At 66.7% G+C, this 23323-nt stretch carries 22 protein-coding genes; 8 read left to right on the top strand and 14 right to left on the bottom strand.

Translation table 11 applies throughout. The features are described 5' to 3' along the window. Nucleotides 1–89: 89 nt before the first annotated feature. On the top strand, nt 90–251 hold the full coding sequence (locus tag NF4_RS38415) for a hypothetical protein (RefSeq protein ID WP_169333235.1): 162 nt from the start codon (nt 90–92) through the stop codon (nt 249–251). A 158-nt stretch (nt 252–409) separates the two neighbouring features. On the opposite strand, the gene dprE2 is transcribed toward NF4_RS38415, so the two are convergent. Together dprE2 and dprE1 are read right to left on the bottom strand one after the other, a co-directional pair. Beyond that, the gene (gene dprE2, locus NF4_RS02260; RefSeq protein ID WP_063125610.1) at nt 410–1189 is read right to left on the bottom strand and encodes a decaprenylphospho-beta-D-erythro-pentofuranosid-2-ulose 2-reductase; all 780 of its coding nucleotides are present in this window, start codon (nt 1187–1189) and stop codon (nt 410–412) included. Further along, the gene (gene dprE1, locus NF4_RS02255) at nt 1186–2667 is read right to left on the bottom strand and encodes a decaprenylphosphoryl-beta-D-ribose oxidase (protein ID WP_198165189.1); all 1482 of its coding nucleotides are present in this window, start codon (nt 2665–2667) and stop codon (nt 1186–1188) included. The genes dprE2 and dprE1 overlap by 4 nt, the downstream gene beginning before the upstream one ends. Before the next feature lie 434 nt (nt 2668–3101). On the opposite strand from dprE1, the gene NF4_RS36220 reads away from it, so the two are divergent. Beyond that, nucleotides 3102–3491 carry a GtrA family protein gene (locus NF4_RS36220; protein ID WP_157119906.1) on the top strand — a complete coding sequence of 130 codons (390 nt, stop codon included), beginning with the start codon at nt 3102–3104 and terminating at the stop codon, nt 3489–3491. Nucleotides 3492–3599: 108 nt separating this feature from the next. Here the strand turns inward: NF4_RS36220 and NF4_RS02245 are convergent, their stop codons facing one another. Next, nucleotides 3600–4097, bottom strand: coding sequence for a hypothetical protein (locus NF4_RS02245; RefSeq protein WP_030524322.1), 498 nt, complete (start codon nt 4095–4097; stop codon nt 3600–3602). A gap of 285 nt (nt 4098–4382) precedes the next feature. Here NF4_RS02245 and NF4_RS02240 point away from each other — a divergent pair, with 285 nt between their 5' ends. After that, entirely contained in the window at nt 4383–4931 is a 549-nt protein-coding gene (locus NF4_RS02240) for a DUF4282 domain-containing protein (RefSeq protein WP_063814478.1), read from the top strand. A gap of 116 nt (nt 4932–5047) precedes the next feature. Here NF4_RS02240 and NF4_RS02235 read toward each other — a convergent pair whose 3' ends face one another. Together NF4_RS02235 and rfbA are read right to left on the bottom strand one after the other, a co-directional pair. Beyond that, nucleotides 5048–5602, bottom strand: a complete 555-nt coding sequence (locus tag NF4_RS02235; RefSeq protein WP_063125607.1) for a dTDP-4-dehydrorhamnose 3,5-epimerase family protein — start codon at nt 5600–5602, stop codon at nt 5048–5050. A gap of 8 nt (nt 5603–5610) precedes the next feature. After that, a complete protein-coding gene (gene rfbA / locus NF4_RS02230) occupies nt 5611–6483 on the bottom strand; it encodes a glucose-1-phosphate thymidylyltransferase RfbA (RefSeq protein ID WP_063125606.1) in 873 nt (290 codons plus the stop codon). Between the two features lie 551 nt (nt 6484–7034). Between rfbA and NF4_RS02225 the strand changes: the two genes are divergently transcribed. Beyond that, nucleotides 7035–8075 carry an ATP-grasp domain-containing protein gene (locus NF4_RS02225; protein WP_232330284.1) on the top strand — a complete coding sequence of 347 codons (1041 nt, stop codon included), beginning with the start codon at nt 7035–7037 and terminating at the stop codon, nt 8073–8075. A 69-nt stretch (nt 8076–8144) separates the two neighbouring features. Beyond that, nucleotides 8145–10097, top strand: coding sequence for a hypothetical protein (locus NF4_RS02220; protein ID WP_063125604.1), 1953 nt, complete (start codon nt 8145–8147; stop codon nt 10095–10097). A 4-nt stretch (nt 10098–10101) separates the two neighbouring features. Here NF4_RS02220 and NF4_RS02215 read toward each other — a convergent pair whose 3' ends face one another. Beyond that, a complete protein-coding gene (locus NF4_RS02215) occupies nt 10102–10923 on the bottom strand; it encodes an LLM class F420-dependent oxidoreductase (RefSeq protein ID WP_063125603.1) in 822 nt (273 codons plus the stop codon). Between the two features lie 72 nt (nt 10924–10995). After that, on the bottom strand, nt 10996–11715 hold the full coding sequence (locus tag NF4_RS02210; protein WP_063125740.1) for a DUF8020 domain-containing protein: 720 nt from the start codon (nt 11713–11715) through the stop codon (nt 10996–10998). Nucleotides 11716–12018: 303 nt separating this feature from the next. Here NF4_RS02210 and rfbB point away from each other — a divergent pair, with 303 nt between their 5' ends. After that, nucleotides 12019–13029 carry a dTDP-glucose 4,6-dehydratase gene (rfbB, locus tag NF4_RS02205; RefSeq protein ID WP_063125602.1) on the top strand — a complete coding sequence of 337 codons (1011 nt, stop codon included), beginning with the start codon at nt 12019–12021 and terminating at the stop codon, nt 13027–13029. A gap of 58 nt (nt 13030–13087) precedes the next feature. Here the strand turns inward: rfbB and NF4_RS02200 are convergent, their stop codons facing one another. Further along, nucleotides 13088–14608, bottom strand: coding sequence for a DUF2142 domain-containing protein (locus NF4_RS02200; protein WP_063125601.1), 1521 nt, complete (start codon nt 14606–14608; stop codon nt 13088–13090). Then, on the bottom strand, nt 14605–15672 hold the full coding sequence (locus NF4_RS02195; protein ID WP_084532787.1) for a glycosyltransferase: 1068 nt from the start codon (nt 15670–15672) through the stop codon (nt 14605–14607). The genes NF4_RS02200 and NF4_RS02195 overlap by 4 nt, the downstream gene beginning before the upstream one ends. A 173-nt stretch (nt 15673–15845) precedes the next feature. Here NF4_RS02195 and NF4_RS02190 point away from each other — a divergent pair, with 173 nt between their 5' ends. Both NF4_RS02190 and NF4_RS02185 read left to right on the top strand, forming a co-directional pair. After that, on the top strand, nt 15846–16388 hold the full coding sequence (locus NF4_RS02190; protein ID WP_232330274.1) for a GtrA family protein: 543 nt from the start codon (nt 15846–15848) through the stop codon (nt 16386–16388). Between the two features lie 75 nt (nt 16389–16463). Further along, nucleotides 16464–18368, top strand: a complete 1905-nt coding sequence (locus NF4_RS02185; protein ID WP_063125599.1) for a glycosyltransferase — start codon at nt 16464–16466, stop codon at nt 18366–18368. Between the two features lie 57 nt (nt 18369–18425). Here the strand turns inward: NF4_RS02185 and NF4_RS02180 are convergent, their stop codons facing one another. The 5 genes from NF4_RS02180 to wzm all read right to left on the bottom strand — a co-directional run bounded on the left by NF4_RS02180 (nt 18426) and on the right by wzm (nt 23216). Then, nucleotides 18426–19277, bottom strand: coding sequence for an SDR family oxidoreductase (locus NF4_RS02180; protein ID WP_063125598.1), 852 nt, complete (start codon nt 19275–19277; stop codon nt 18426–18428). Between the two features lie 133 nt (nt 19278–19410). Beyond that, nucleotides 19411–20103 carry a hypothetical protein gene (locus NF4_RS38975; protein WP_063814477.1) on the bottom strand — a complete coding sequence of 231 codons (693 nt, stop codon included), beginning with the start codon at nt 20101–20103 and terminating at the stop codon, nt 19411–19413. Nucleotides 20104–20228: 125 nt separating this feature from the next. Next, nucleotides 20229–21140: a galactofuranosyltransferase GlfT1 gene (gene glfT1, locus NF4_RS02170; protein ID WP_051715048.1), complete on the bottom strand. Its 912-nt coding sequence runs from the start codon at nt 21138–21140 to the stop codon at nt 20229–20231. 335 nt (nt 21141–21475) lie between these two features. Further along, on the bottom strand, nt 21476–22348 hold the full coding sequence (wzt, locus tag NF4_RS02165) for a galactan export ABC transporter ATP-binding subunit Wzt/RfbE (RefSeq protein ID WP_063125597.1): 873 nt from the start codon (nt 22346–22348) through the stop codon (nt 21476–21478). A gap of 13 nt (nt 22349–22361) precedes the next feature. Beyond that, nucleotides 22362–23216: a galactan export ABC transporter permease subunit Wzm/RfbD gene (gene wzm, locus NF4_RS02160; RefSeq protein WP_439956724.1), complete on the bottom strand. Its 855-nt coding sequence runs from the start codon at nt 23214–23216 to the stop codon at nt 22362–22364. Nucleotides 23217–23323 lie beyond the last annotated feature (107 nt).

Genomic DNA, 23323 nt, shown 5'->3' with positions numbered 1-23323 from the left:
AGTGCTATGGCTCACATATCGGTTTATTTCCATGTGAGGGAATTGCCGAACGGATGACGAACGGCAGCACGGCCCGTAGGCTTGTTCGCATGACTTCGGCCTTCGACGATATGGAACTGCGCGATCTCGTCGGCTTGCTCACCGATGAGGAGCAAAAGGAACTACGACCGTCGGTACTGCGCGTCCTCGGACGCCTGCCGTCCCAGGAGGTGCTGCGCCGCGAGCTGGGCCAGCGAATGACACGCGTATGACAGCGGTAGCGGCCACCACACGCGGTGGCCCGCCGGAAGTACCGAATACGACGAGGGCCGTCACACACCGGATCGGTGCGTGACGGCCCTCGAACATTGTGCGAGTGAGCCTGCCACCGGCGCTGCCCGCTGATACGGGCAGGCCGGCTCGAGCGGAGCTAGACCGGGAGCCTGCGGAAGATCGACCGCGGGATATGACGCAGGATCATCATCACGTACCGGAATGCGCCCGGCGCCCAGATGAGCTCCTTGCCCTTCTCCGAGGCGTCCACCGCCAGCGCGGCGACCTCTTCCTTGTCGACCGTGAACGGCGCCTCTTTGGCGCCCGTGGCCTTCCAGTGCTCGATCGTGGTGGTGGTGCGCACCTGACCGGGCCGGATCACCAGCACCCGGGGGCCGTGCGGGCGCAGCGCCTCACCGAGGCCCAGATAGAACCCGTCCAGCCCGGCCTTGGTGGAGCCGTAGACGAAGTTGGAGCGGCGCACCCGCTCGCCGGCCGCCGAGGACATGGCGATGATCCGGCCGAAGCCCTGCGCCTTCATCTTCTCGCCGGTCAGCACGCCGACCGAGACCGCGGCGGTGTAGTTGATCTGCGCGATCTGCACCGCTTTGCGCTGGTCCTGCCACAATTCCTCGGCATTGCCGAGCAGCCCGAACGCGACGATCGCGACATCGACATCCCCCTCGGCGAAGGCCTGGTCGACAACCTTCGGATGGCTGTCGGTGTCGAGCGCGTCGAAATCGATCACATCGACCTGGCTCGCACCCGCGGCCTTGGTCTGCGCCACCGCGGTATCACGCAGCGGATCACTCGGCAGGGTGGCCAGGATCACCCGGGCCGGCCCCTTCTTCAGGTATTCCGCAACGATCGCGAGGCCGATTTCCGAGGTCCCGCCGAACAGCAGAATGGACTGCGGATTGCCTACCGCGTTGATCACTGAAGCTCCAGCCTTCTCGCCATATCGGACATGAAAACGCCTGTGGGGTCGACGCTGCGGCGGACCTTGATCCACTCGTCGATCCGGGGATACATCTGATGGAAGTTCTCGGCGGTCGTGCGCGAGTCCTTACCGGTGTAGAGCCGTCCGCCGAATTCCAGTACCCGCCGGTCCAGTTCGGTGACGAAGTCGTTGAGACCGGGCGCGATCGGGAAGTCCAGGCAGACGTTCCAGCCCGGCATGGGGAAACTCAGCGGCGCCTGGTTGCCCTCGCCGAAGTACTTGAACACGTTCAGGAACGAATAGTGCCCGCTCGCCTGGATATCGATGAGGATCTGCTTGAACTCCTCGACCGCCTCCGGCGGCACCACGAACTGGTACTGCAGGAAGCCCCGCGAGCCGTAGGCCCGGTTCCATTCGCCGAGCATATCGAGGGGGTGGTAGAAGGCCGTCAGATTCTGCGGCTTCTGCCGGTAGGTGGCGCCCTTGCGGTACCAGATCTCGGTGGCGAGGGTGAACGTCTTGTTGTTGAGCAGGCCGTTGGGGAACACATCGGGGAAGGTCAGGAACGTCTTCCCGGTGAAGCCCAGCGGGTTCTTGCGCAGTTTCTTCGGCAGCTGGTCCAGCTTGGCCAGCGAGCCCCGCGAGATCACGGCCCGGCCCAGTTTGGGCATCGGGCTGAGCGCGTCGAACCAGGCCGAACTGTACTCGTAGTTGTCCTCGGAGCCGTCGCTGTGGAACGCGATGGTTTCGTCGAGGCCGGAGGTCACATCGCCGTCGGCGATGAAGTACGCGGTCTCGGTCGGTGTCATCTCGATGGTGGCACGCAGGATGATGCCGGTGAGACCGCAGCCGCCGATGGTGGCCCAGAACAGTTTGGCGTTCTTCTTGGGGCCGATGGTCTGCACTTCGCCGTCCGCGGTGAGCAGCTGGATGGACCGTACATGGTTGCCGAAGCTGCCCGCGCTGTGATGGTTCTTACCGTGGATATCGGAGCCGATGGCGCCGCCGACGGTGACCTGCCGGGTGCCCGGTAGGACCGGAACCCACAGACCGAACGGGAGCGCGGCCTTCATGAGCTGGTCGAGCGTGACACCGCCGTCCACATCCACCAGCCGGGTGTCCTGGTCGATGCGGTGGATCTTGTTCAGGGCGGTCATATCGATGACCAGCCCGCCCGCGTTCTGCGCGTTGTCGCCGTAGGAGCGGCCGAGCCCGCGGGCGATCACACCGCGCCGCAGATGCTCTGGTTTGCCGTCGTTGTCCTCGGCGACCACGGCGACCGCGCGGGCGATGAGTTCGGGATCGCTCGTCGAGAGCACTTCGGCGGTGGTGGCCGCCGTACGGGCCCACCCGGTGAGCGTCCGGGTTCGCGTGGGTAGCGTGAACCCCGTACCGGCGCTAACTGGATCGCCGGCCGGCGGGGTCTCGGTACCGGACGCCTGAGTCGAGGTCGGAACTTTCGTGGACATCGGCATAGAGGCTACAGGCTGTGTTCGATTGCGGCGCCTTCGGCGCCGCGGGTCGGGGCCCTGTGACCCCGGTTCTTCACTCCGCCGCTCAGTCGCTGCGCTCCTTCGCTCTGTCGCTCCAGAACCGGGGGCGGGCCCCACCATAAAGGTGGACCATCCGGAGTAGGCGGAAGGTGTGTGGGGCCTGCACGTCGAGCAGCTTGGGTAGGTTGACGGCACTGTAAGTGCTCGATGGTCGCCGGTCTATGAACGGTCGACTGCACCCGCGGGCCCGCGGGCGCCGCTGGACAAGTACATTTCCGTCGGTGGGCCCTGAAAGCAACGCAGTGAGCCGGAGCCCCCGGGTGACGCCGGGCGGCACCGGGGATGTTTCCGTCGCGGCCGAGGAGCCGGCCGTCGCCGTCAGCGAGCCGGACGATGCCGGATCCGGGAGCGCACAGATCGGTCTGGTGACCCAGCTGGTGCGGTTCGCCATCACCGGGGCGCTGTCGGCCGTGGTCGACTTCGGGCTGTACGTGCTGCTGCTCGAGGTGGTGGGGCTGCCGGTCAACCCGGCCAAGGCGATCGGTTTCATCGCCGGCACCACGACCGCTTATCTGATCAACCGCCGGTGGACCTTCAACGCGGCCCCGAGCCGGGCCCGTTTCATCGCGGTGGTGATCCTGTACGCGCTGACCTTCTGCGTCCAGGTGGGTATCAACTGGGTCTGCTACCACGCCTTCGACGAGGGACTGTGGTGGCGCGTCCCGCTGGCCTACGTGATCGCGCAGGGCACGGCCACGGTGATCAACTTCGTGGTCCAGCGCCTGGTCATCTTCCGTATCCGCTAGTTCCTCCGCACACAGCGATGAGCCCCGGTCGTCGGAGACTTCCGGGGCTCACTGCTTTCGGTTTCTCTTGTCGTCGGGTGCTACCGAGGCCGCGGCGCGGCCGGCGCCTCAGGCGCAGGCGACGCTGGCCAGCCGCTGCGGCCGGCGGGCACGCACGGAACGGACGGCGGCGCCGATCGCGACCACCGGCGGGATCCAGCGGGCTTCCTCCGGGTCCACGCCCCAGCTGGCCGAACCGGCCGAGAGGTGGGTGGGCGGCAGCGGGATGCCGTCGCCGTCGGTGTGCACGACCGCACCGGCGGCCCGCAGCGCCTCGACAGCACGTTCGGCCTTGCGCATCCCGGTGACCAGATGGATCTCCCGGCGCTCGGCGCCCGGAATCTCGATCACCGGACCGGTCAGATTGTTCGCTCGCAGATACCGCCGGACCGACGCGGCCAACTCCCCGGTGACCTCGACGGCGGAAAGGTCTGCGTCGGTGATCAGGCACAGGCCGTTGGTCGTTTCGGCGACAGTCCAGCCACGCTGGGCGTAATCCCGCGCGGCAGCGGACTTGGCGGCCGCCGAGACGGAAGTCGGAAACGTCGTACGCACTGTCATCTCCATTCCCCGGTATAGATAAGCTCCGGCTTTCATGGGTCGTATCGGTGCCGGGTGCCCGGGGCGTTACGCCGTTCCAGCGATTTTTTTCGACTGTCGGCTTCCTCTCATTTGTGGCAGCAGTCGATATCAACTGGTACAGGACGATCATCGGGATCCTGGTTGGCTTCGCGCACGCAATCCGGGAAGGATTCCGTTATGGCCAGCGAGGCAGCGGACGAATCCCCGAGAACCGGTCCGGCGGCGGCCGGAGCACCTGAGCCGGCGGTTCCTCCCACAGCCGGCGCAGGAGTGAGACCGCCGGAGGAGGACGATACTGCGGATTCGCCTGGTCGGCGAATCCGGCGGAAGCTCAGTTGGCGCGCTGAAGCCGCGCGACGCTTCGCCGACGCTGCCGCCGCCGAGGACGAAGCCCGTCCCGAAGCCGGTGCTCGGGCGGTCCGGCACTGGGGCGCCGACGCGGTCCGCGGGCTCCTGGACGTGCAGTTCCGCCGGCCCGCCACCAGGACGTTGCTACCGCTGGTCTACCTGCTCGGACTGGTCTTCGCGGTGACCGTGCCGGTGGTGTGCACCGTGCTGGCCTGGCGGATCTCGGCGTTGCTCGGAGTACTTGCGGCCCTGCTGGCGCTGCCTTTCGCGCTGACGATCGCCGCCGCGGTCCGTCTCTTCCTGGAGTTCCTGGTGAACGCCTCCCGGCTGGCAACCCGGGTGGAGCACATCAGCGACCTCGCCGACGACCTGTTCCAGGTGCTGTCCGAGGTGGCCGAACCGGTGAACCAGCTGTCCGAAGATGTGCGGGCGGTGCAGTTCTGGCGTTTCCGTCGCGGGTCGCGCAAATAACTCCGCACCCCCCGTGATAGCGCCGGAGGCCGGCAGTAGGGCACATCACTGATATCGGACGGCCGCATGACCCGACTGCGGGCGGGGCCGATCGGCTGTGGCGCGACCCGTGTATTTCAGCGGTCCCGCAACCGGGGCGCCGCGGCATCCTTCGGGGAGCGCAGAAAGGTGAGCCGCCGCCCGTCCCGGCCGGTCTCCGGCCAGTCGATGGCCAGGTCCGGATCGAAGGCGTCCAGATCGTGGTCGTGCTCGGGGCTGTACTCGAGTGAGCACAGATAGGTGAGGACCGACTCGTCCTGTAATGACAGCACCGCGTGCCCGAGCCCTTCGGACAGGAACACCGACCGGCGCTTCACATCGTCGAGCACCACACTGTCCCAGCGGCCGAAGGTGGGGGAGCCGGGCCGCAGATCGACGACGACGTCGAGGAAGGCGCCGCGTCCGCAGGTCACGTATTTGGCCTGACCGGGGGGATCGTCGGTGTAGTGGATGCCACGCAGGACGCCGGCGGCCGAAACCGAGGTGTTGACCTGCAGCAGATCGAAGGCCCGGCCGGTGGCCTTCTCGAACTCCGAGGCCCGGAAGGTCTCGGCGAAGGCGCCCCGGTCGTCACCGTGGATTCTCGGTGTGAAAACCCAGGCGCCGGGGACCGACATCTCACTGATCCGCATCTACCCACTCACCAACTTCGTCCGTGCTCGAGCAGATCGAGCAGGTACTTACCGTAACCGGAACGGGTGAGCGGGTCGGCGAGCAGGCACAGTTGCTCGTCGTCGATATAACCCATTCGCCAGGCGACCTCCTCGGGTACTCCGATCTTCAGGCCCTGCCGCTCCTCGATGGTGCGGACATAGTTGGCCGCGTCCAGCAGTGAGTCGAAGGTGCCGGTGTCCAGCCAGGCGGTACCGCGGGCCAGCACGTCGACACGGAGCTTGCCCGCCTCCAGATAAGCCCGGTTGATATCGCTGATCTCGTATTCGCCGCGGCCGGAGGGGCGCAGCCCGCGCGCGATCTCCACCACGTCGTTGTCGTAGAAATACAGTCCCGGCACGGCATAGTTGGACCGCGGCAGCTTGGGTTTCTCCTCGATGGAAATCGCCTTGCCGTCGGCGAATTCGACCACGCCGTAAGCGGTCGGGTCGGATACCCGGTAGGCGAAGATGGCGCCGCCGTCGAGCTCGGCGAACCGGTTCAGGCTGGTGCCGAGGCCGGGTCCGTGGAAGATGTTGTCGCCCAGTACCAGTGCGGCCGGATCGCCGCCGATATGGTCGGCGCCCAGTACGAACGCCCGGGCCAGGCCGTCGGGCACCGGCTGCACGACGTAGTCGATCGCGATCCCGAACTGGGAGCCGTCACCCAGTAGGCGCTGGAAGGATTCGGCGTCCTCGGGCGTGGTGATCACCAGTATGTCCCGGATCCCGGCCAGCATGAGAGTGGACAGCGGGTAGTAGACCATCGGTTTGTCGTAGACCGGGACCAGCTGTTTGCTCACCCCGCGCGTGATCGGATGCAAACGCGACCCGGTGCCGCCCGCCAGAATGATTCCGCGCATGTTCGGTCAGTGTGCCAGCCCGGGTGAGTGCGGCTGCGTGCGGCGGTACTTCGCCGCGCCGTCGAGTGCGGCGGGCCGGGGCCGGTCCCGGGGGCGAGCGCGCCGCCACCGCGCGGTGGGCCGGCCCGCTGCGCCCCGGCGCCGTTTGGTGGCGCGCTTTCCTGGGTACTCACCGAGAATGAGGGCGATACAGGGGTCCGATCCAGATCCGTCTCGATATTTTTGTTGAGGATTCGGTCGAGTATCCGCCCGAATTCCGTGCCGGTGCGGTTTTCCGTGTACGGCCGTGATATTGCGCCCTCGAGATCTGATAGGTGCGAAATAGGATTGAGAGGGGAGAGGCTTTGTCGGTTCCGGCTGTGGACGCGAGAAAACGAAACCCGGACAAGGGGTATGTAGCGCTTTTGGGGTGGAGTCTCAATGCGGTCGAGGCAATAGATCGTTTCGACAGGCGTTACGTGGTGGTGGCCCCGGAATGGGCGGAGGGATACTGTGCCGAGCACGGGATACCATATATCCCCTGGAATTTCGAAAGACTGAACGAACGTTCGGTGGAAATCGCCGAGACGTTGCGTGACATGGGTGTCGACGTCGCCATCCCGATCTTCGAGGAAACCGTCGAATGGGCGGGGGCCATAAATTCGGTACTGATGGACAACCCGCGGCTCTTCGGCCAGGCCATGCTGTTGCGGGACAAAGCTCTGATGAAACGGCGCGCACAGCTCGGCGGTATCAGGGTCGGAATATTCGAGGAAGCCCACGAGCGCGACGACGTGATCCGTTTCCTGAAACGGGTCAACCAGACATTGATGAAACTCGACGGCGACCCCAACGACCCCATCCATATCAAGGCGTTCGACAAGGCCGGCTGCCTCGGTCACCGGGTCATCCGTACACCTGACGAGATCGAGACCATCCCCGACGACGAATTCCCGGTACTGATGGAGTCCCATCTCGACGGCTGGGAATTCGCGGTCGAGGCATGGATCCACGACGGTAGGATCCGCTTTCTCAATATTTCGGAATATGTGACACTCGGCTACTCTGTTTTCGTCCCGGCGACCCCGGAATTGGAGAAGTACCGGCCGGAGATAACTCGCCAGGTGGAACGGCTCATCAAGACGTTCGATATCGAATTCGGATTCGTCCATCCCGAGTATTTCGTGACCAGTGACGGCGAGATGTATTTCGGTGAGGTCGCCTACCGGCCGCCGGGATTCAAGGTGTTCGAGTTGCTGGAGCGGGCGTACGGATTCAACGCATACCACGGGCTGGTGCTCGCATTCGACCCCAAGACGACGGAAGAGGAGATAACGTCATTCTTCCCGGAGGAGGTGGTCGACGCCAAAGGTCATGCGGGCACATTCGGGGTATATCCGCGCCGCCGGGTGGTCAGCCGATTGTCGGTCCCGGAGGAGACCGAAGATCACGAATATTTCGATTCCCACGAGCTCACCGCTCCGCTGACCGAAAAAGTGATGAAACGTACGGCTTTCGGAAACCATTGGGGTCTTCTGTACTTCTTCGGGGAGGACCCGTACACTCTCCGGGACCTGTTGAAAAGGCAGGAAGAGCTCGATTTCTATATTTGATCCGTTGTCGGCAACGGGTTCGTCGGGGAGGTTCGGCGATTGAGTCCACTCAGCAGCGGTGGGGAGTCCATGGACAGGCATCTGGCCCGATTGGACGACGCCACCCAGGCACTTGCGGATGCCGGTGATTTCGGTAAGCAGGTCAAGCTGTCGCGAGTATTCGGCGCGCTGCGCCGAGTACTGCTGCTGCCCGGAGGCTGCGCCGCGGTGCGGTCGCGTGCGGCGCGGCTGGATACCGCCGGACTGTTCCTCGGCACCGACTGGGCGCGCCCGCAGATCCTCATCCCGTCGCTGAGCAGCGGCTCGCTGCGCAGCACCAACCCGGACACCGTCGTCCTCGAGACGGTGAGCGATCTACGGTTGCTGGAGGTCGCCAAGGGCGCGTACGTGCATCCGCAGATCTCCGCGGAGCAGGCCCACCACCACGTGTCGCAGGTGCTCGCCATCAACCTGTCGCTGCTGTTCACACCTCCGTCCGAAGCCGAGCGGACCCAGCAGGGCCGGATGGCCCAGGTGCCGCGGGAGTTGCTGCGCCACCTGGTGGAGGAGGTGGGCTACGAGAAGGTTCTGGAGAATCTGGTCGACGAGATCTGGCGGATCCTGCGGCAGCGCCCGATCCAGGTCGACTCGGTGAAACGGATGATCACCCAGATCGCGGTGGCACGCAGTAATCCGGATATCGATCTGGGCGCCGGCGGGCTGGGCGCGGACCGGCTGATCAGCAGCCTGTACGGCACCACCGACTCCTGCCGTGAGGACCCCGGTGTCGAGGTGTACCGCACCCGGCTGGAGACCATGGACGACAGCGCGTTGCAGTACGAGACAGCGGGTTTCGCGCGCTCGATGCACGATACGGGCCTGGTGTCGCCGTACCACGCCGTGCTGCTGCGCTTCCTGCTGAGCAAGGGCGAGTACCTGCTGGGCGAGGCGCTGGGTTTGTCCAGTACCGGGCGCGAATGCCTGCTCTGCTACCACGAACTGGTGCGACAACTGATCGACGAGGCCGTGCACGTCGAGACGGCGCAGTGTATCTACGGGCTGGCACTGATGCTGGAACGCGGCATCCTGTACCAGCCCCCGGTCGCCCCCGCCCTGTGGCGGCAGCTGGCGCTGCAACTGTCGGCGCATTCGCGGCAGCGGCTGACCCAGGCCTTCGGACCCGACCCGGCCCCCCGCGTCCGGTTGCTGGCGGGCATGTTGTCGGTGCTCGGGCTGCCGCTCGGTATCGGCCAGGGCGACAATCCGACCTGTCAGTCCGCGCGGGCGTTGTCCATGTGGGCCTACAACGACCCCGACTACCTGCTGCAGACACTGGCCTGGGCCGCGCGCGACGACGAGATCGTCATGCATTTCGAGGGTGAGCCGATCTCCTCGCGCGATAGTGCCGCCGGGCTCGCCACCGAGCTGCCGGTGGACCTGGACCCCGTATCGCTGCTGGTTGTGCCCCATCTGGACCGGATCTACGCGGAGATGGGGCGGCGCTGTGTGGATCGGGAGGGCGACCCGCACCGCTGGATCAACCCGGAATTCCACGGCTGGTGGTCCGGGCGCGGTTTCCGGATCAATGTCGACGTGGCGACCGGTAACCTGACCGATCTCGACGAGTTCCTACGGCATTTCTATGCGAGCTACCACCCGTTCCACAACGGCAACCAGCCGCTGATCCACCCGCAGCCGGCCGGGGTCGCGGTGACCGACAGCGCTGCCCGATTCGTCGGCTGGCACGCGATCACGGTGCTGCGGGTGGCACTGGACCCACAGGAACGGATGCGGGTCTATTTCTACAATCCGAACAACGACAGCGGGCAGGACTGGGGAGACGGCGTGGTGGTCGGCACCGCCGGGCACGGCGAACGGTTCGGCGAGGCATCGCTGCCGTTCGAACAGTTCGCCTCGCGCCTCTACATCTTCCATTTCGATCCGCTGGAGCCCGGCGAACTGGCCTCGGTGGACCGGGAGGAGCTGGACCGGGTGGTGGGTTACGTCCACCGCAGCTGGGGCGCCGACCGGTTGCCCGCCTGATCGTTCAGTCCCGGTACCGCTCCACCATTTTCGCGAGTTCGTCCAGATCGCGCAGGGAGTCCGCTTCCGGTTGCGTTTCCAGCTTCAAGGTCACCCGTTCCACTCCGGCTTCGGCATAGGCGTCCAGAACCGCCGGGTCCGCCGGGGCCGGGGTCACCGTCACCGGCAGACCGCTTGCCGTGAACTCCGCGAGCTGGGCCGGTACCGCGCCGGCATCGGAGACGCCGTTGGGTATCCAGCCCACGCCGTGCCGGAGCGCGCGCCGCGCCGCCGCCTCGCCGCCCCCGATGAAAACGGGTGGATGGGGTTGCCGGTGGGGTTTCGGCCAGGCGTAGATCGGATCGAAATCGACGAATTTCCCGTGGTACTCGGCGAGGTCCTCGGTCCAGATCCGGATGATCGCCTCGAGTTGTTCGTCCAGCAGGGCGCCGCGGGTGCGCGGATCGGTGCCGTGGTCGGCCATCTCCTCGCGGTTCCAGCCGACACCCACGCCGAAGACCGCACGGCCGCCGGAGATGTGGTCGAGGGTGGCGACCTCCTTGGCGGTGTGGATGACATCGCGCTGGATCAGCAGCGTGACCCCGGTACCCAGGACGAGCCGGTCGGTGACCGCCGCGATCGCGCCGAGTACGACGAAGGGATCGAAGGTGCGGTAGTAGACCCGCGGGAGGTCGCCGCCGCCGGGATAGGGGGACTCCCGGCTCGCCGGGATATGCGAGTGCTCGGCGAGGAACAGCGATTCGAAACCGCGTTCCTCGAGTGCCGGCCCGAGCACGGTCCCGCTGATGCCCTCATCGGTCAGGAAGGTATTGACGCCGATCTTCATGACAGGACCGAACGTCGTGCCCACCCGCGAATATTTCGCCGGTGGGCAAGACGGCCGGAGATCCGCCGTGGCCTACTGGGCCGGGCCCGATCCGTGGGGCGGGAACGGTTCGTTGATGGTGGTGACGTACTGGATCACCGCTCCGATGATCACCGGGGCGGTGACGAAGAGTTGGCCGGCCACCGTGCCCAGGGCGCCGATCGCGACGATGCCGCCGAGGCAGCCGACCACCGCGGCCGGCACGAACGGACCGAAGAGCCCGACGATGGTCGCCGCGGCCACGGTCGCGCCGGCGATGCCGCCGAGCACACAGCCGACTGCGGCGCCGCCCAGCCCGCCGACCGCGGTACCGATCGCCGCCCCGGTGGCGATGGTGTCCTTGAGCCGGGTGAAGGCGGCGACCTCACGGTCATAAGGGGTCTTCCAGGGCGCTGTTTCCTGATGGGGCAGCGCGGCCGGTCGGTACACCGCCCGGTCCGGGTCGAGTTGCGGGGTGAGCGTCGCGGTGTGGCCGGAGATCTCCGCCGCGATGGGGAACTCGAAATCGTCGAGCCGGAATGTCAGCGGCGTGCCGGCCACCACCGTGCCATCGGCGGCTTTGATCTTGAAAGTACCGTCCTCGACCACCATGGACCCCGAATCGGTGGTGACGACGGAACGCCCGTCCACAACCTCTGCGGTGAAGCCGACCGGCGCCGGCAGGTCGGTGGGCGCGGCGTGGGCACTGCCGGATGCGATGCCGAGTGCGGCGATGAGCAGCGTCGACATCGTGGTCAAACTCCTGACGAGCATGTATGTATTCACCTCATATGGGAGTGCGGGCACAGATACGTGTCAATCGAACGGAAGCGGCCGCCCGGTGGGGCTCGGCCGAATCCAGACAAAAAGGTTATCGGCCGGGCCGCGGCCTCCCGTCGACGGGGTCGCGAGAACTGCTCCTCGGCTTGCCTTTTCGGAAAATGTCGTGTTCCGGATCGGCTCGCCTCGCCGGTCGCGGCGCCGTCCGGCGCGGAAATCGGATTCCGGCGTCCCGCCCGGCCGCGGCCGGACCGCCGAGCGCTGCCCGCCCCGATGACCAGGACGTAGAGTGAACGGGTGCGTCTACTCGTGACCGGTGGAGCCGGGTTCATCGGAGCCAACTTCGTCCAGCACACGGTCGCCGAACGGCCGGATACGACGGTGACCGTGCTGGACGCGCTCACCTACGCGGGCAACCGGGCCTCGCTCGACCCGGTGGCCGATCGGATCGACTTCGTCCACGGCGATATCGCCGACCTGGACCTGGTCGACGAACTGGTGAGCGGAGTGGACGCGGTGGTCCATTTCGCCGCCGAATCACACAACGACAACTCGCTGGCCGAACCCTGGCCGTTCGTGCAGACCAATATCGTCGGCACCTATTCGCTGCTGCAGGCGGTGCGCCGCCACGATGTGCGGTACCACCATGTCTCCACCGACGAGGTGTACGGGGACCTGGGTCCCGACGACCCTCCGTTCTCCGAACACACCGCCTACAACCCGTCGAGCCCGTACTCGGCGACCAAGGCCGCCAGCGATATGTTGGTGCGCGCCTGGGTGCGTTCCTTCGGCCTCCGCGCCACGCTCTCGAACTGCTCCAATAACTATGGGCCCTACCAGCATGTGGAGAAGTTCATCCCGCGCCAGATCACGAATCTGATCGACGGGGTGCGCCCCCGCCTCTACGGCGCCGGACATCAGGTCCGTGACTGGATCCACGTGGAGGACCACAATCGCGCGGTCTGGGATGTCCTCGATCGGGGCCGGATCGGCCGCACCTACCTGATCGGGGCCGACGGTGAACTGGACAACCGGACGGTGGTCGAACTGCTCCTGGCCGAATTCGGTCGGGACCCGGGCGATTTCGACCATGTCACCGATCGCGCCGGACACGACCAGCGCTATGCGATAGACGCGGGCCCACTCCGTACAGAACTCGGCTGGCAGCCGCGCTACGCGGACTTCCGGGCGGGGCTGTCGGCCACGGTCGCCTGGTACCGCGCGAACGAATCCTGGTGGCGCCCGGTCAAAGCCGCTACCGAGCGTGCCTACGCCGACGCGGGAGAGCGGACCATCACCGTGCCGTGACAACGCCCGGCCCGGCCGTAGTGCGGACCGGGCGTATCCGGTGCGATTCCGGTCGCTGTCAGGCCCAGACGTAGATGTGGTACTTCGCCACCGAGGCGATCAGGGCGATCAGCGCGGCGACGACGACGGTCACCGCGGCGTAGCGGCCGGGTTCGCGGTCGCCGGGTCCACGGAGGCGGAAGGGCATCCAGCGCAGCAGTACCGCGAACGACACGATGGCCAGCGGAACGAAGTATCGGCCCTGGACACCGTCGATGATGTAGTAGCCCACCGGGGTGAAGGACATGTAGAGGGTGACGTAGATCATCGCCACACCGGCCGCCATGGTCAGCGCCACCACCAGCGTGCGCCGGAAATCCGGGCGGTCGAAGCGTTCCGCCATCCCCACGCTCACCGCGAAGGCCAGTAGGCAGGCCACGATCGCGGTGGCCGGCACCTCGATATAGGCGAAACCGAGTTCCCCGAAGAATTCGGTGAACCACTCCTGGTCGCGCCGCAGAATGCTCTCCCAGAAGGTCCGCAGGAATCCGAACGGGTCGGTGATGATGCCGATCAGCTGTTCGCCGGTGTCCACCGTGTACCACTGGTGCGGGGGCCGCATGAGGCTGGTGCCCTCGCCGGTGGGCGCGGCGATCTTCATCCACACCGCGAACCCGATCGCGCCGATCGCCGCGCACGCCCAGGTGAGCCACCGGCGCCAACCGGTCAGGCCCATCCGCTCGGCCGGAATCAGCACCACCAGCATGGCGAGCAGCACATAGGTGGGTTTGCACAGCGGCAGCGCGATCGCGGTACCCAGCGCCGCGACTGTCTCCACCCGGCCCAGCCGGTCCCCGAGGAACAGGCCTTTCACCAGGAGCGCCGACACCAGGACGGCCAGCGCGTTGGTGAGGGTGTCGGCGGTGACCGTCCCGGCCTGGAACACCGCGATGGGCAGTACGGCCACGGTGAAGGCCAGCCACTGGATGCGGTGCGCCCGCAGCGCCCACAGGGCGAAGCCGACCACGAGCAGGTAGGCGGCCAGCCCCGACAACCGGGTGAGGCGCACCATGGTGCCGGCGTCGGCGTCGATCAGTTCGGCGAATCCGATACCGATCGCATTGGGCACGTAGGGGACCGCGGAGTAGGCGGCGGTGTTGGTGAACCAGATGATCTTGCGTTCGTCGGTGACCGGGGCATCGCCGAGCCGCTGGTAGGCGGCGGGATCGGCCACATCGGGATACGGTTCGCCCGGGTTGTGGGTGTAGTCGTCGAGCGCGTAGCCCATCAGCGCTTCGATCGCCGCCGGTACCTCGCCGCCGTAGGCGACGCCGCGGTCGTCGTCGATCCGGGTGGGGCCCAGGCCGCCGTGGGCCACCTGGTAGGCGCGCCCGAACTGGGTGACTTCGTCGTGACCCCAGAACGGCGGGCTCATCACCGTGAACACGAGCCCGAAGATCCCGGCCAGCAGGATGAACGCGACGGTCGCCGGGCCCATCCGGCGCAGCAGGGCATCCCCGGCGCGCCGGGAACCGGCCAGGACGGAACGACCCGCGGCCTGCTGATCTCCGGCAGGGCGGGTCGCGGTCTCGGCGGTCAACGGATGTCCCCGGCCACCTGGTCGCTGCGCTGTCCGGGCATGAGCGAGGGCCCTGCGTGGTCACGCTTCGCTACCGCCTCCGGGCCTGACTCGCTGCTGCCGTGGTCGGCGCCGGTGGTGGCCGCGACGGCCGCGCCGGGGGCCTCGTAGCGGAGATAGATCAGTCGTGCCGCCTCGTGCCGGGACCGGCGGATACCGTCCAGGATCAAACCGGCGGTCCAGGCCAGGAAACCGACCAGCAGCAGAGTGCAGGCCAGGAACAGGGTCGGGAAGCGGGGCACGGTGTGGGTGTCGTAGTACTCGATGATGATCGGGACGGTCAGCACCACCGAGATGAGCCAGCTCACGGTACCGAGCAGGCCGTAGAATGCGACCGGGCGCTCGTGCCGGGCCAATCCGACGATGAGGGCCAGGATCTTGAAACCGTCGTGGTAGGTACGCAGTTTGCTCTCACTGCCGGCCGGGCGGTCCCGGAATCCCACCGGTACCGCGGTCTGCGGAACCCGCAGGTGCAGTGAATGCACGGTGAGTTCGGTTTCGATCTCGAATTCCCGGGAGACGGCGGGGAAACTCTTCACGAAGCGCCGGGAGAAGACTCGGAAGCCGCTGAGCATATCCTCGACGTTCTCGCCGAAAACCTTGCCCACCACACCGTTGAGGACTTTGTTCCCGGTCTCGTGGCCCGCCCGGTAGGCCGATCCGCTCTCGTCCTGTTTCCGGACGCCGAGGACATGGTCGTACGGGCCCGACAGCAGCGTTTCGATCATCGCCGGCGCCGCGGACGCCTCGTAGGTGTCGTCGCCGTCGATCATGAGATAGATATCTGCTTCGATATCGGCGAAAGCGCGGCGTACCACATTGCCCTTGCCCTTGGCCCGCTCCGCGCGCACGATCGCCCCGGCGGCCCGGGCCTTCTCGGCGGTGGCGTCGGTGCTGAGATTGTCGTACACATACACGACAATTCCGGGGACCGCGGCCTTCAGATCGGTGACGACCTTGGCCACCGATGCTTCTTCGTTGTGACACGGAACGACGGCGGCAATACGCATTTCGGTGGATTCCACCTGGTCAAATCCTCGAAATCGACGGATATGGGAACACGGGGAGAGTACCGGGTCTGTGATCATGGGGCATGAGCGAGGGCCCTGCGTGGTTACGCTGCGCTTCCGCCTCCGGGCCTGACCCGCTCATGCCGTGCCGGAGAGGATGGCTCAGGTCACTGCGGTACCGTCGGCGCGTGTCATCTGGTGAGTCAACGGCCGCTGTCGCCGCCGACGCGCCGGCCCCCCGTTCGCTCGCCGAACGCCTGCGGACCGGACTGCGGCAGAGTGCGGCGTTCCTGGTCGTCGGTGTGGTCGGCTTCCTGGTCGATGCGGGGACCTACAACCTGCTGGTGTTCGATCTGGGCGCCGGGGGTGGCGAGGGTCTCATGCACGACGTCCCGCTGCCCGCCAAGATCATCGCCATCGCGGTGGCCACGGTGGTCACCTACTTCGGCAACAAGTGGTGGACCTTCTCGCACAAGCAGTCCGGCAGCCCGGCCCGGGAGTACCTGCTGTACGCGGTGATCAATGTGATCGCGATCGGACTGCAATTGGGTTGCCTGGGTTTTTCCAGGTACATCCTGGATCTGGCCACTCCGCTGGCGGACAATATCTCTGGAACATTGGTCGGTCAGATCGTTGCCGTGGTGTTCCGGTATTGGGCTTATGACAAGTTCGTGTTTACCGGGGAACCCGATCGGGAAACGACCAACCGGGCGACCGGCGTGGCTGATTGATATCCTCGGGCCCGCCGCGAACCGTATTCAGGGACATGTCTGTCCCGTCGGCACAATGAGGATTTCGAGGACTTCATGGACCAGTCGGCTATGCAGGCCGTTACCGAGACGAACGATCACGCTGCGGTCGCGCCGGAGTCGCTGCGCGCCGAACACCACCGGGCTCCGCGCAGACTGGTGCTCGCCCGGGGCATCTTCACCGGGCCCTCGGCGAAGATCAGCGACGAGCTGTACGCGGTGGTCAAGGGCCGTGCCACCCGCGACCGGATGAGCCTGCGCCTGGACAAGGGCTCGACCGCGCACACCAACACCTACTTCGGCCGTTTCGCCGCCAGCTACTGGCAGCGCTGGACCGTGGTCACCGAGGTGCAGGCCACGATGATCCTGCAGGTCGGCAAGCACGCCAGGGTGCGGATCGTGGCCTCCGATATCGCCGGGCACCGCCGGATCGTCGGCACCGCCGAGGTCACCGCCAGCGGCCCGCTGACCCTGACCGCGCCGCTGGATCAGTTCGTCGACGGCGGGGCCCTGTGGCTGGAGTTCGAAGCAGTCGGTGGCGACCTGGAGATCTCCGAGCTCACCTGGACCGCGACCGCGCCCGAGACCGTACGCCCGGTCGCCATCGCCATCTGCACCTTCAACCGCGCCCAGGACTGCGCCGAGACCATCGCCGCGCTGGCCTCCGACCAGACCGTTCTCGGTTCGCTCGATGCGGTGTACGTGGTGGACCAGGGCACCGATCTGGTGGAGAACCGGCCGCTGTACCAGGCCACGCGATCCATGTTCGGGGACAAACTGCGCTACATCCGCCAGCCCAATCTGGGCGGGGCGGGCGGTTTCACCCGCGGACTGTACGAGGTGTCCGCGGCCAACGAACACGCCGACGTCATCCTCATGGACGACGATATCCTCTGCGAACCCGAGACCGTGCTGCGGTTGCAGGCCTTCGCCAATCTCACCGTGGAACCGACGCTGGTCGGCGCGCAGATGCTGTTCCTGCTCAACCCCGACTACCTGAACGTCGGGGCCGAGGACGTGCACCTGCACCGGCTCATGCACGGCCAGAAGGTGCCCAAGGCGCTGCGCAACACCAGCATGCTGAAGAAAAACCAGGAACGCCGTGTCGACGCCGGATACAACGCCTGGTGGACCTGTCTCATCCCGGCCGAGGTGGTGAAGAAGATCGGGCTGCCGCTGCCGATCTTCTTCCAGTGGGACGATGTCGAATACGGGGTCCGCGCCCGCGAACACGGGTTCGTCACGGTCACGCTGCCCAACGCGGCGGTCTGGCACGCGGACTTCTACTGGAAGGACTTCGACGACTGGGCGCGGTACTTCAGCACCCGCAACTCGCTGATCGTCAGCGCGATGCACGCGGACCTGAACCCGGGCACGGTTACCCGGCAGCTCTTCCGGAACATCTCCGAATACCTGGTCGCGATGCAGTACGGGCTCGCGCACACCACCCTGCAGGGCATCGAGGACTTCCTGTCGGGACCGTCGATCCTGCGGGACGGCGGCATCGAGCCGCTGAAACGGGCCCGGACCAGTCGCGCCGACTACACCGAGACCGTGAAACACCCCGCGGCGACGCCGCCGGTGGACTCCTCCGAGATCCGGGTGCGGCGGGCCGGCGGCGAACCCAGCCGGCTGCTGGCGGTGCTGATCAAACGCGCGATCCAGCAGTGGACCGGCAAGGTCCAGTACGGGCTGGTCGGGGTCACCCGCGAAGACGCGCACTGGTGGCATGTATCGCTGTTCGACCACGTTGTGGTCACCGATGCCTCCCAGTCCGGGGTCCGGGTCCGCAAGCGCGACAAGGCGACCGCGCGCGCCCTGCTGCTGCGCACGGTGCGGGTACTGCGCCGGCTGTACAAAGAACTGCCGGACCTGCAGCAGCGCTACCGCGCCGCGCACGCCGAACTCACCAGCCGGGAGAACTGGGAGCGGCTGTACGGGATCGACTCCGACCGGAACTGACCCGGACGCGTTCTGCCCCGACGGGCCACGCCGTAGCCGCGGCGTGGCCCGTGGCCGTCAGAGGAACAGGTCGGTGGTGAGGGGTTCGTCGCCCGGGGTCACCCGGTACTTGTCCAGGTCGGTGATGCCGTGGGTGGCGAGCACCTCGTCGTCGATGAAGAAATTGCCGGTCGTCTCGGTGGCCGGTGAGGTGAGTACCAGGTAGGCGGCGTCGGCGTAGATATCCGGCGTCCGCGAGGTACGGACCATCTCTTCACCACCGAGCAGATTGCGTACCGCCGCGGTCGCGATCGTGGTGCGCGGCCAGAGTGAATTGACGCCGACACCGTCGGATTTCAGTTCCTCGGCCAGCCCCAGCGTGGTCAGCGACATCCCGTACTTGGCGATGGTGTAGCCCAAGGAGGAACCGGCCCATTTGGGGTCCAGGTTCAGTGGCGGCGACAGCGTGAGGATATGCGGATTGCGGCCGGCGGCGGCGGAGTCGCGCAGCGCCGGTATGCACAGCTTGGACAGCAGGAAAGTGCCGCGGCAGTTGATGTCCTGCATGAGGTCGTACTTCTTCATCGCCAGCGAATCGGTGGGGGACAGATCGATGGCGGAGGCATTGTTGACCACGATATCGATACCGCCGAAACGCTCGGTGGTCAGCCGGACCGCCTCGGCGACCGATTCGTCGATCCGCACATCGCCGACGAACGGCAGTACGGTCGCCCCCGCCGCCTCCAGTTCCGCGGCGGCGGTGTGGATCGTGCCCGGCAGTTTGGGATGAGGCTGATCGGTTTTGGCGATCAGCGTGATGTTCGCACCGTCGGCGGCCGCCCGTTTGGCGATCTCCAGCCCGATCCCGCGGCTGCCGCCGGACATGATCATCGTCCGGCCGCTCAGCGGTTTGTCTCCGGTAGCTGTCATTGCCTGCCCTCCTGTTGGTCGCGGGCGCCGACCGCCGTGCGTTCGGCGCTGCGCTTCGAGCGTAGGCAACAGGTCCGTGCTTGCCCAGGGACCGCGCGGCAGGGCCCGCAGACCCTGCCGCGCCGACCGTCGCTCACATCGTGGCGATCACCAGGATGTTCAGCAGGAAGATCAGGGCGACGAACGCCCAGATCACGTACATGACCACCATGCCGGGGGTCTTTTGCGGAACCGGTCCGATCGCTCCGTTGAGGAAGATGAGCGCCGGTGTCCGGTAGTAGTACCGGACCGCCTGTCCGGGCTGCACCGGCACCGCCACATCGGCCGGACCCATATCGAACAGCCAGGGCGTCGTGACCCGCACGTGGTACTGGCCCGGGCCGACCGGAATGTGGTTGGCGCCCCACCGGGTGTTCGGCACCCGCTGCCCGTTCACCGTGATCTTGGGTTTGGTGATCGCGAGGATGAACGCCATCGGGGTGTAGGAGCAGTCCACCGTGATCCCCGGCGGGTCGTTGGGCGCCGCCTGGGGCGGCTGGCCGTAGGGCCCGGGCTGCCCGCCCGGACCGAACTGGGCCGGGGGCTGCCCGGCCGGCTGCGCGTACGGGCCGCTGGCGTACTGCGGCTGGGCGGGCGGCTGACCGTAGCCCTGCGGCGGCTGCCCGGGCGGCGGGGCACCCCACGGCTGCGGACCGCCCTGTGGCCCCCCTGGATACTGTGGCTGCCCACCCTGGTTCGGTGCCGGCGGCGCGAACTGCTGTTGCGGCGGCGGGAACTGGCCGGGTGCGGGCTGGCCCTGTGGCGGCTGACCGCCGGGGTAACTCATCGATCTCCTCCCGAATCATGCAGATTGCCAGCCGAACTTACCTGGTCGGGAGGAATCTCTCGCATCCGCCGTCAATCCTGGTTGCCCGGCAGGTGGCCGATTCGGGAGTCCTGGGTGCCGGCGGACTAGTCCGGTTTCTGGAACTGCTCGTTGCGGCCGAGGCTGCGCAGATGGAACCACTCACGCAACCCGGCCGGGTCGCGGCGGGTCACCAGGAAGAACCAGGAGAACCGAATCCATTCCTGGGGCAGCAGCTTTCGCATACCCGGCTGAGACATGAGATAGCCCCGGTTGCGGTAGGTGAAATACCGCTTCACCGGATCGTCCGGGTACTGGGTGTGCATCCGGCCACCGAGAATCGGCTTGAACTCGGCCGCGCCGTTGGGGTGCAGATACGCGGTTTGCAAACAGGTTCCGAAGGGTAATCCGGAGCGGACCAGCCGCCGGTGCACCTCGACCTCGTCGCCGCGCACGAACAGCCGCAGATCCGGTACGCCGATCACATCCACCGCCTGCGCGGAGATCAGGGCGCCGTTGAACAGCGAAGCGATGCCGGGCAGGAAGTCCTCGCCACCCAGTTCGGATCGCAACCGTCGCCACACCACGCCGCGGCGCAGCGGGAACGCCAGCCGGTCCGGTTCGTCGATATCGCAGACGACCGGCGAGACCTCCACCAGTTCGTGGCGCCGCGCGCAGTCGAACAGGGTCGCCAGTACCTCGGGGCCCTCGGGCCGGCCGTCGTCGTCGGCCAGCCAGACCCAGTCGGCGCCCAGGCTCAACGCGTGCAGCATGCCCAGCGCGAAACCGCCCGCTCCGCCCAGATTGTGTGCCGAGCCCAGATAAGTGGTCTCGATGGGCTGATCCGCCACCAGTTCGGCCACTTCGGCTTCGTTGCCGTTGTCGATCACGATCAGGTGGTCGACGGCGCGCGATTGCGTGGCGACCGCTTTCAGCGACTCGGCGAGCAGATCGCGGCGCTTGTGCGTGACCACTACGGCGACGATCTTGGCGTCCGGTCCGTACTCGACCTCCGGCAGCACCGCGGCGGCCGCGTCGTGCTCCCGCGCGGGATTCGGAGCCGAACGCCGGGGGCCGCCGGCGCCGCGCCCACCGACGACGGGCGCGGCCTCCGCGCGATCGCGCTTTTCCTGCGCTTCCGATACCGGCTCGCCGGATACCGGCGCGGGCGCTACCTCGTCGCGCTCGTCTTTCGCCTCCGGAGCCGACTCGCTGCTGCCGGGCCCGCCGGGCGCGGGCGCTGCCGGGTCACGCTTTGCTTCCGCCCCGGAGCCCGGCTCGCTCGCGCTGTCTTCGGGCACCGGCGAGGGCTCTGCGTGGTCACGCTCCGCTTCCGCCTCCGGGCCTGACTCGCTCATGCTGTGTTGTTCTCCAGTTCTCGTTCGCCGTCGGCCGACTGCGGTGCTGGTTCGTCGTCGGCACGATCGGACTTCTCGGCCTCGATCTCCCGCAGGACCGCCGCCACATGGTTACCCGCGTCCGGGCCCTCGTAGGCCCGCACGACCTCCTCGATCCCGCCCTGTAACCGGACCTGGCCGTGATCGATCCACAATGCGGTATCGCAGAGCTGGGCCAGGAACTCGTTGGAATGGCTGGCGAACACCAGGATGCCGGAACGGGAGACCAACTCCTGCAACCGGATCCGCGCCTTCTTCATGAACTCCGCGTCGACCGCGCCGATCCCCTCGTCGAGCAGCAGAATCTCCGGGTCGATCGAGGTCACCACGCCCATCGCCAGGCGCACCCGCATACCGGTCGAATAGGTGCGCAGCGGCATGGACAGATATTCGCCGAGCTCGGTGAAATCGGCGATCTCGTCGATCTTTGCCATCATCTGTTTGCGGGTCTGTCCCAGGAACAGACCGCGGATGATGATGTTCTCGTAGCCGGAGATCTCCGGGTCCATCCCGACGCCCAGATCGAACACCGGCGCGACCCGCCCGCGGATCCGCGCGCTACCGCGCGAAGGCTCGTAAATCCCGGACAGCAGCCGCAGCAGCGTGGACTTGCCCGCGCCGTTGTGGCCGACCAGGCCCACCCGATCGCCTTCTTTCAGCGACAAGTTGATATCGCGCAGTGCCTCGACCACCACGACATCGGACTGGTTGCGGCCGATCGAACCGCCCGCCTTACCCAGGAACGCTTTTTTCAGCGACCGGGATTTCGCGTCGAAGATCGGGAACTCCACCCACGCGTTGCGGGTTTCGATACTCACGTGATCACTCATGATCGCCTGACTCCTAAACCCAGTAGGGCACGCGCGAACGGTACCGGCGCATTGCCAAAGCAGCCGCGATCCAGCCCACCACGGTGATGGCGCCGACGATCGCCCAGTGGTAGAGCTTCTGGTCGTCGCCGAGCAGCGGTGCGCGCACGATCTCCAGATAGTGGTAGGTGGGCACCACTTCGGCCAGCCGGGCCCGTTCCGCGACCTGGCCGCCCTGCTCGTGCAGGCTCTTGGTGTTCCACATCACCGGCGTCAGCACGAACAGCATCAGTGTCATGCTGCCCAGGATCGGCGCGATATCGCGGTAGCGGGTGCTGAAGATACCGAACAGCACCGAGACCCACATCGCGTTGAGGAACAGCAGCACCAGGGCCGGTATCGCGAAGACCACGGTCCAGTGCAGCTCGCGCCAGACACCGAACAGAGCCAGCACCACGAAGTAGATCAGCAGGTTGTGCGCGAAGAACAGCATCTGCCGCCACACCAGCCGGTACACGTGCACGCTCAGCGCCGACGGCAGCTGTTTGATCAAGCCCTCGTTGGCGACGAACACTTCCGCGCCCTCGAGGATCGAGGCGTTGATGACATTCCACACGATCAGGCCGACCGCCACATAGGGCAGATACTCGGTCAGCGGCTGACCGAGCAGCGCGGCGTACAGGATGCCGATGGCGGTGGCCTGCACGCCGGTGGCGATGGTGATCCAGAACGGACCCAGCACCGACCGCCGGTAGCGCTGTTTGATGTCCTGCCAGCCCAGCGAGAGCCACAGTTCGCGCTGCCGGAACCCGTCGCGGATATCGCGCCAGGCCCGGGACCAGGACTGCGAATCCGACTCGATCGGATCCGCGGCGGTCACCTCGGTGATATCGGAGACGGCGGTATCGGCGCCGACGACCGGGGTCTGCTCGGAACTCACGGGCTTCTCATCTGCGGCGGGGTCGTGGTCGGGGCGCACCGGGCTCTCGTCGGTGC

It is taken from the genome of Nocardia fusca NBRC 14340, from assembly GCF_001618425.1.
Classification (GTDB): Bacteria; Actinomycetota; Actinomycetes; order Mycobacteriales; family Mycobacteriaceae; genus Nocardia; species Nocardia fusca.
This window is presented reverse-complemented; position numbering and strand designations above follow the sequence as displayed.

Coding starts and splice junctions, on each gene's coding strand:
- rfbA (WP_063125606.1), bottom strand. CDS start 6,483: ATGCGCGGAATCATTCTGGCGGGCGGCACCGGGTCGCGTTTGCATCCG.
- NF4_RS02210 (WP_063125740.1), bottom strand. CDS start 11,715: ATGCTCGTCAGGAGTTTGACCACGATGTCGACGCTGCTCATCGCCGCA.
- NF4_RS02245 (WP_030524322.1), bottom strand. CDS start 4,097: ATGGAGATGACAGTGCGTACGACGTTTCCGACTTCCGTCTCGGCGGCC.
- NF4_RS02185 (WP_063125599.1), top strand. CDS start 16,464: ATGGACCAGTCGGCTATGCAGGCCGTTACCGAGACGAACGATCACGCT.
- NF4_RS02180 (WP_063125598.1), bottom strand. CDS start 19,277: ATGACAGCTACCGGAGACAAACCGCTGAGCGGCCGGACGATGATCATG.
- NF4_RS02215 (WP_063125603.1), bottom strand. CDS start 10,923: ATGAAGATCGGCGTCAATACCTTCCTGACCGATGAGGGCATCAGCGGG.
- wzt (WP_063125597.1), bottom strand. CDS start 22,348: ATGAGTGATCACGTGAGTATCGAAACCCGCAACGCGTGGGTGGAGTTC.
- NF4_RS02235 (WP_063125607.1), bottom strand. CDS start 5,602: ATGCGGATCAGTGAGATGTCGGTCCCCGGCGCCTGGGTTTTCACACCG.
- NF4_RS02220 (WP_063125604.1), top strand. CDS start 8,145: ATGGACAGGCATCTGGCCCGATTGGACGACGCCACCCAGGCACTTGCG.
- dprE1 (WP_198165189.1), bottom strand. CDS start 2,667: ATGCCGATGTCCACGAAAGTTCCGACCTCGACTCAGGCGTCCGGTACC.
- NF4_RS38415 (WP_169333235.1), top strand. CDS start 90: ATGACTTCGGCCTTCGACGATATGGAACTGCGCGATCTCGTCGGCTTG.
- NF4_RS38975 (WP_063814477.1), bottom strand. CDS start 20,103: ATGAGTTACCCCGGCGGTCAGCCGCCACAGGGCCAGCCCGCACCCGGC.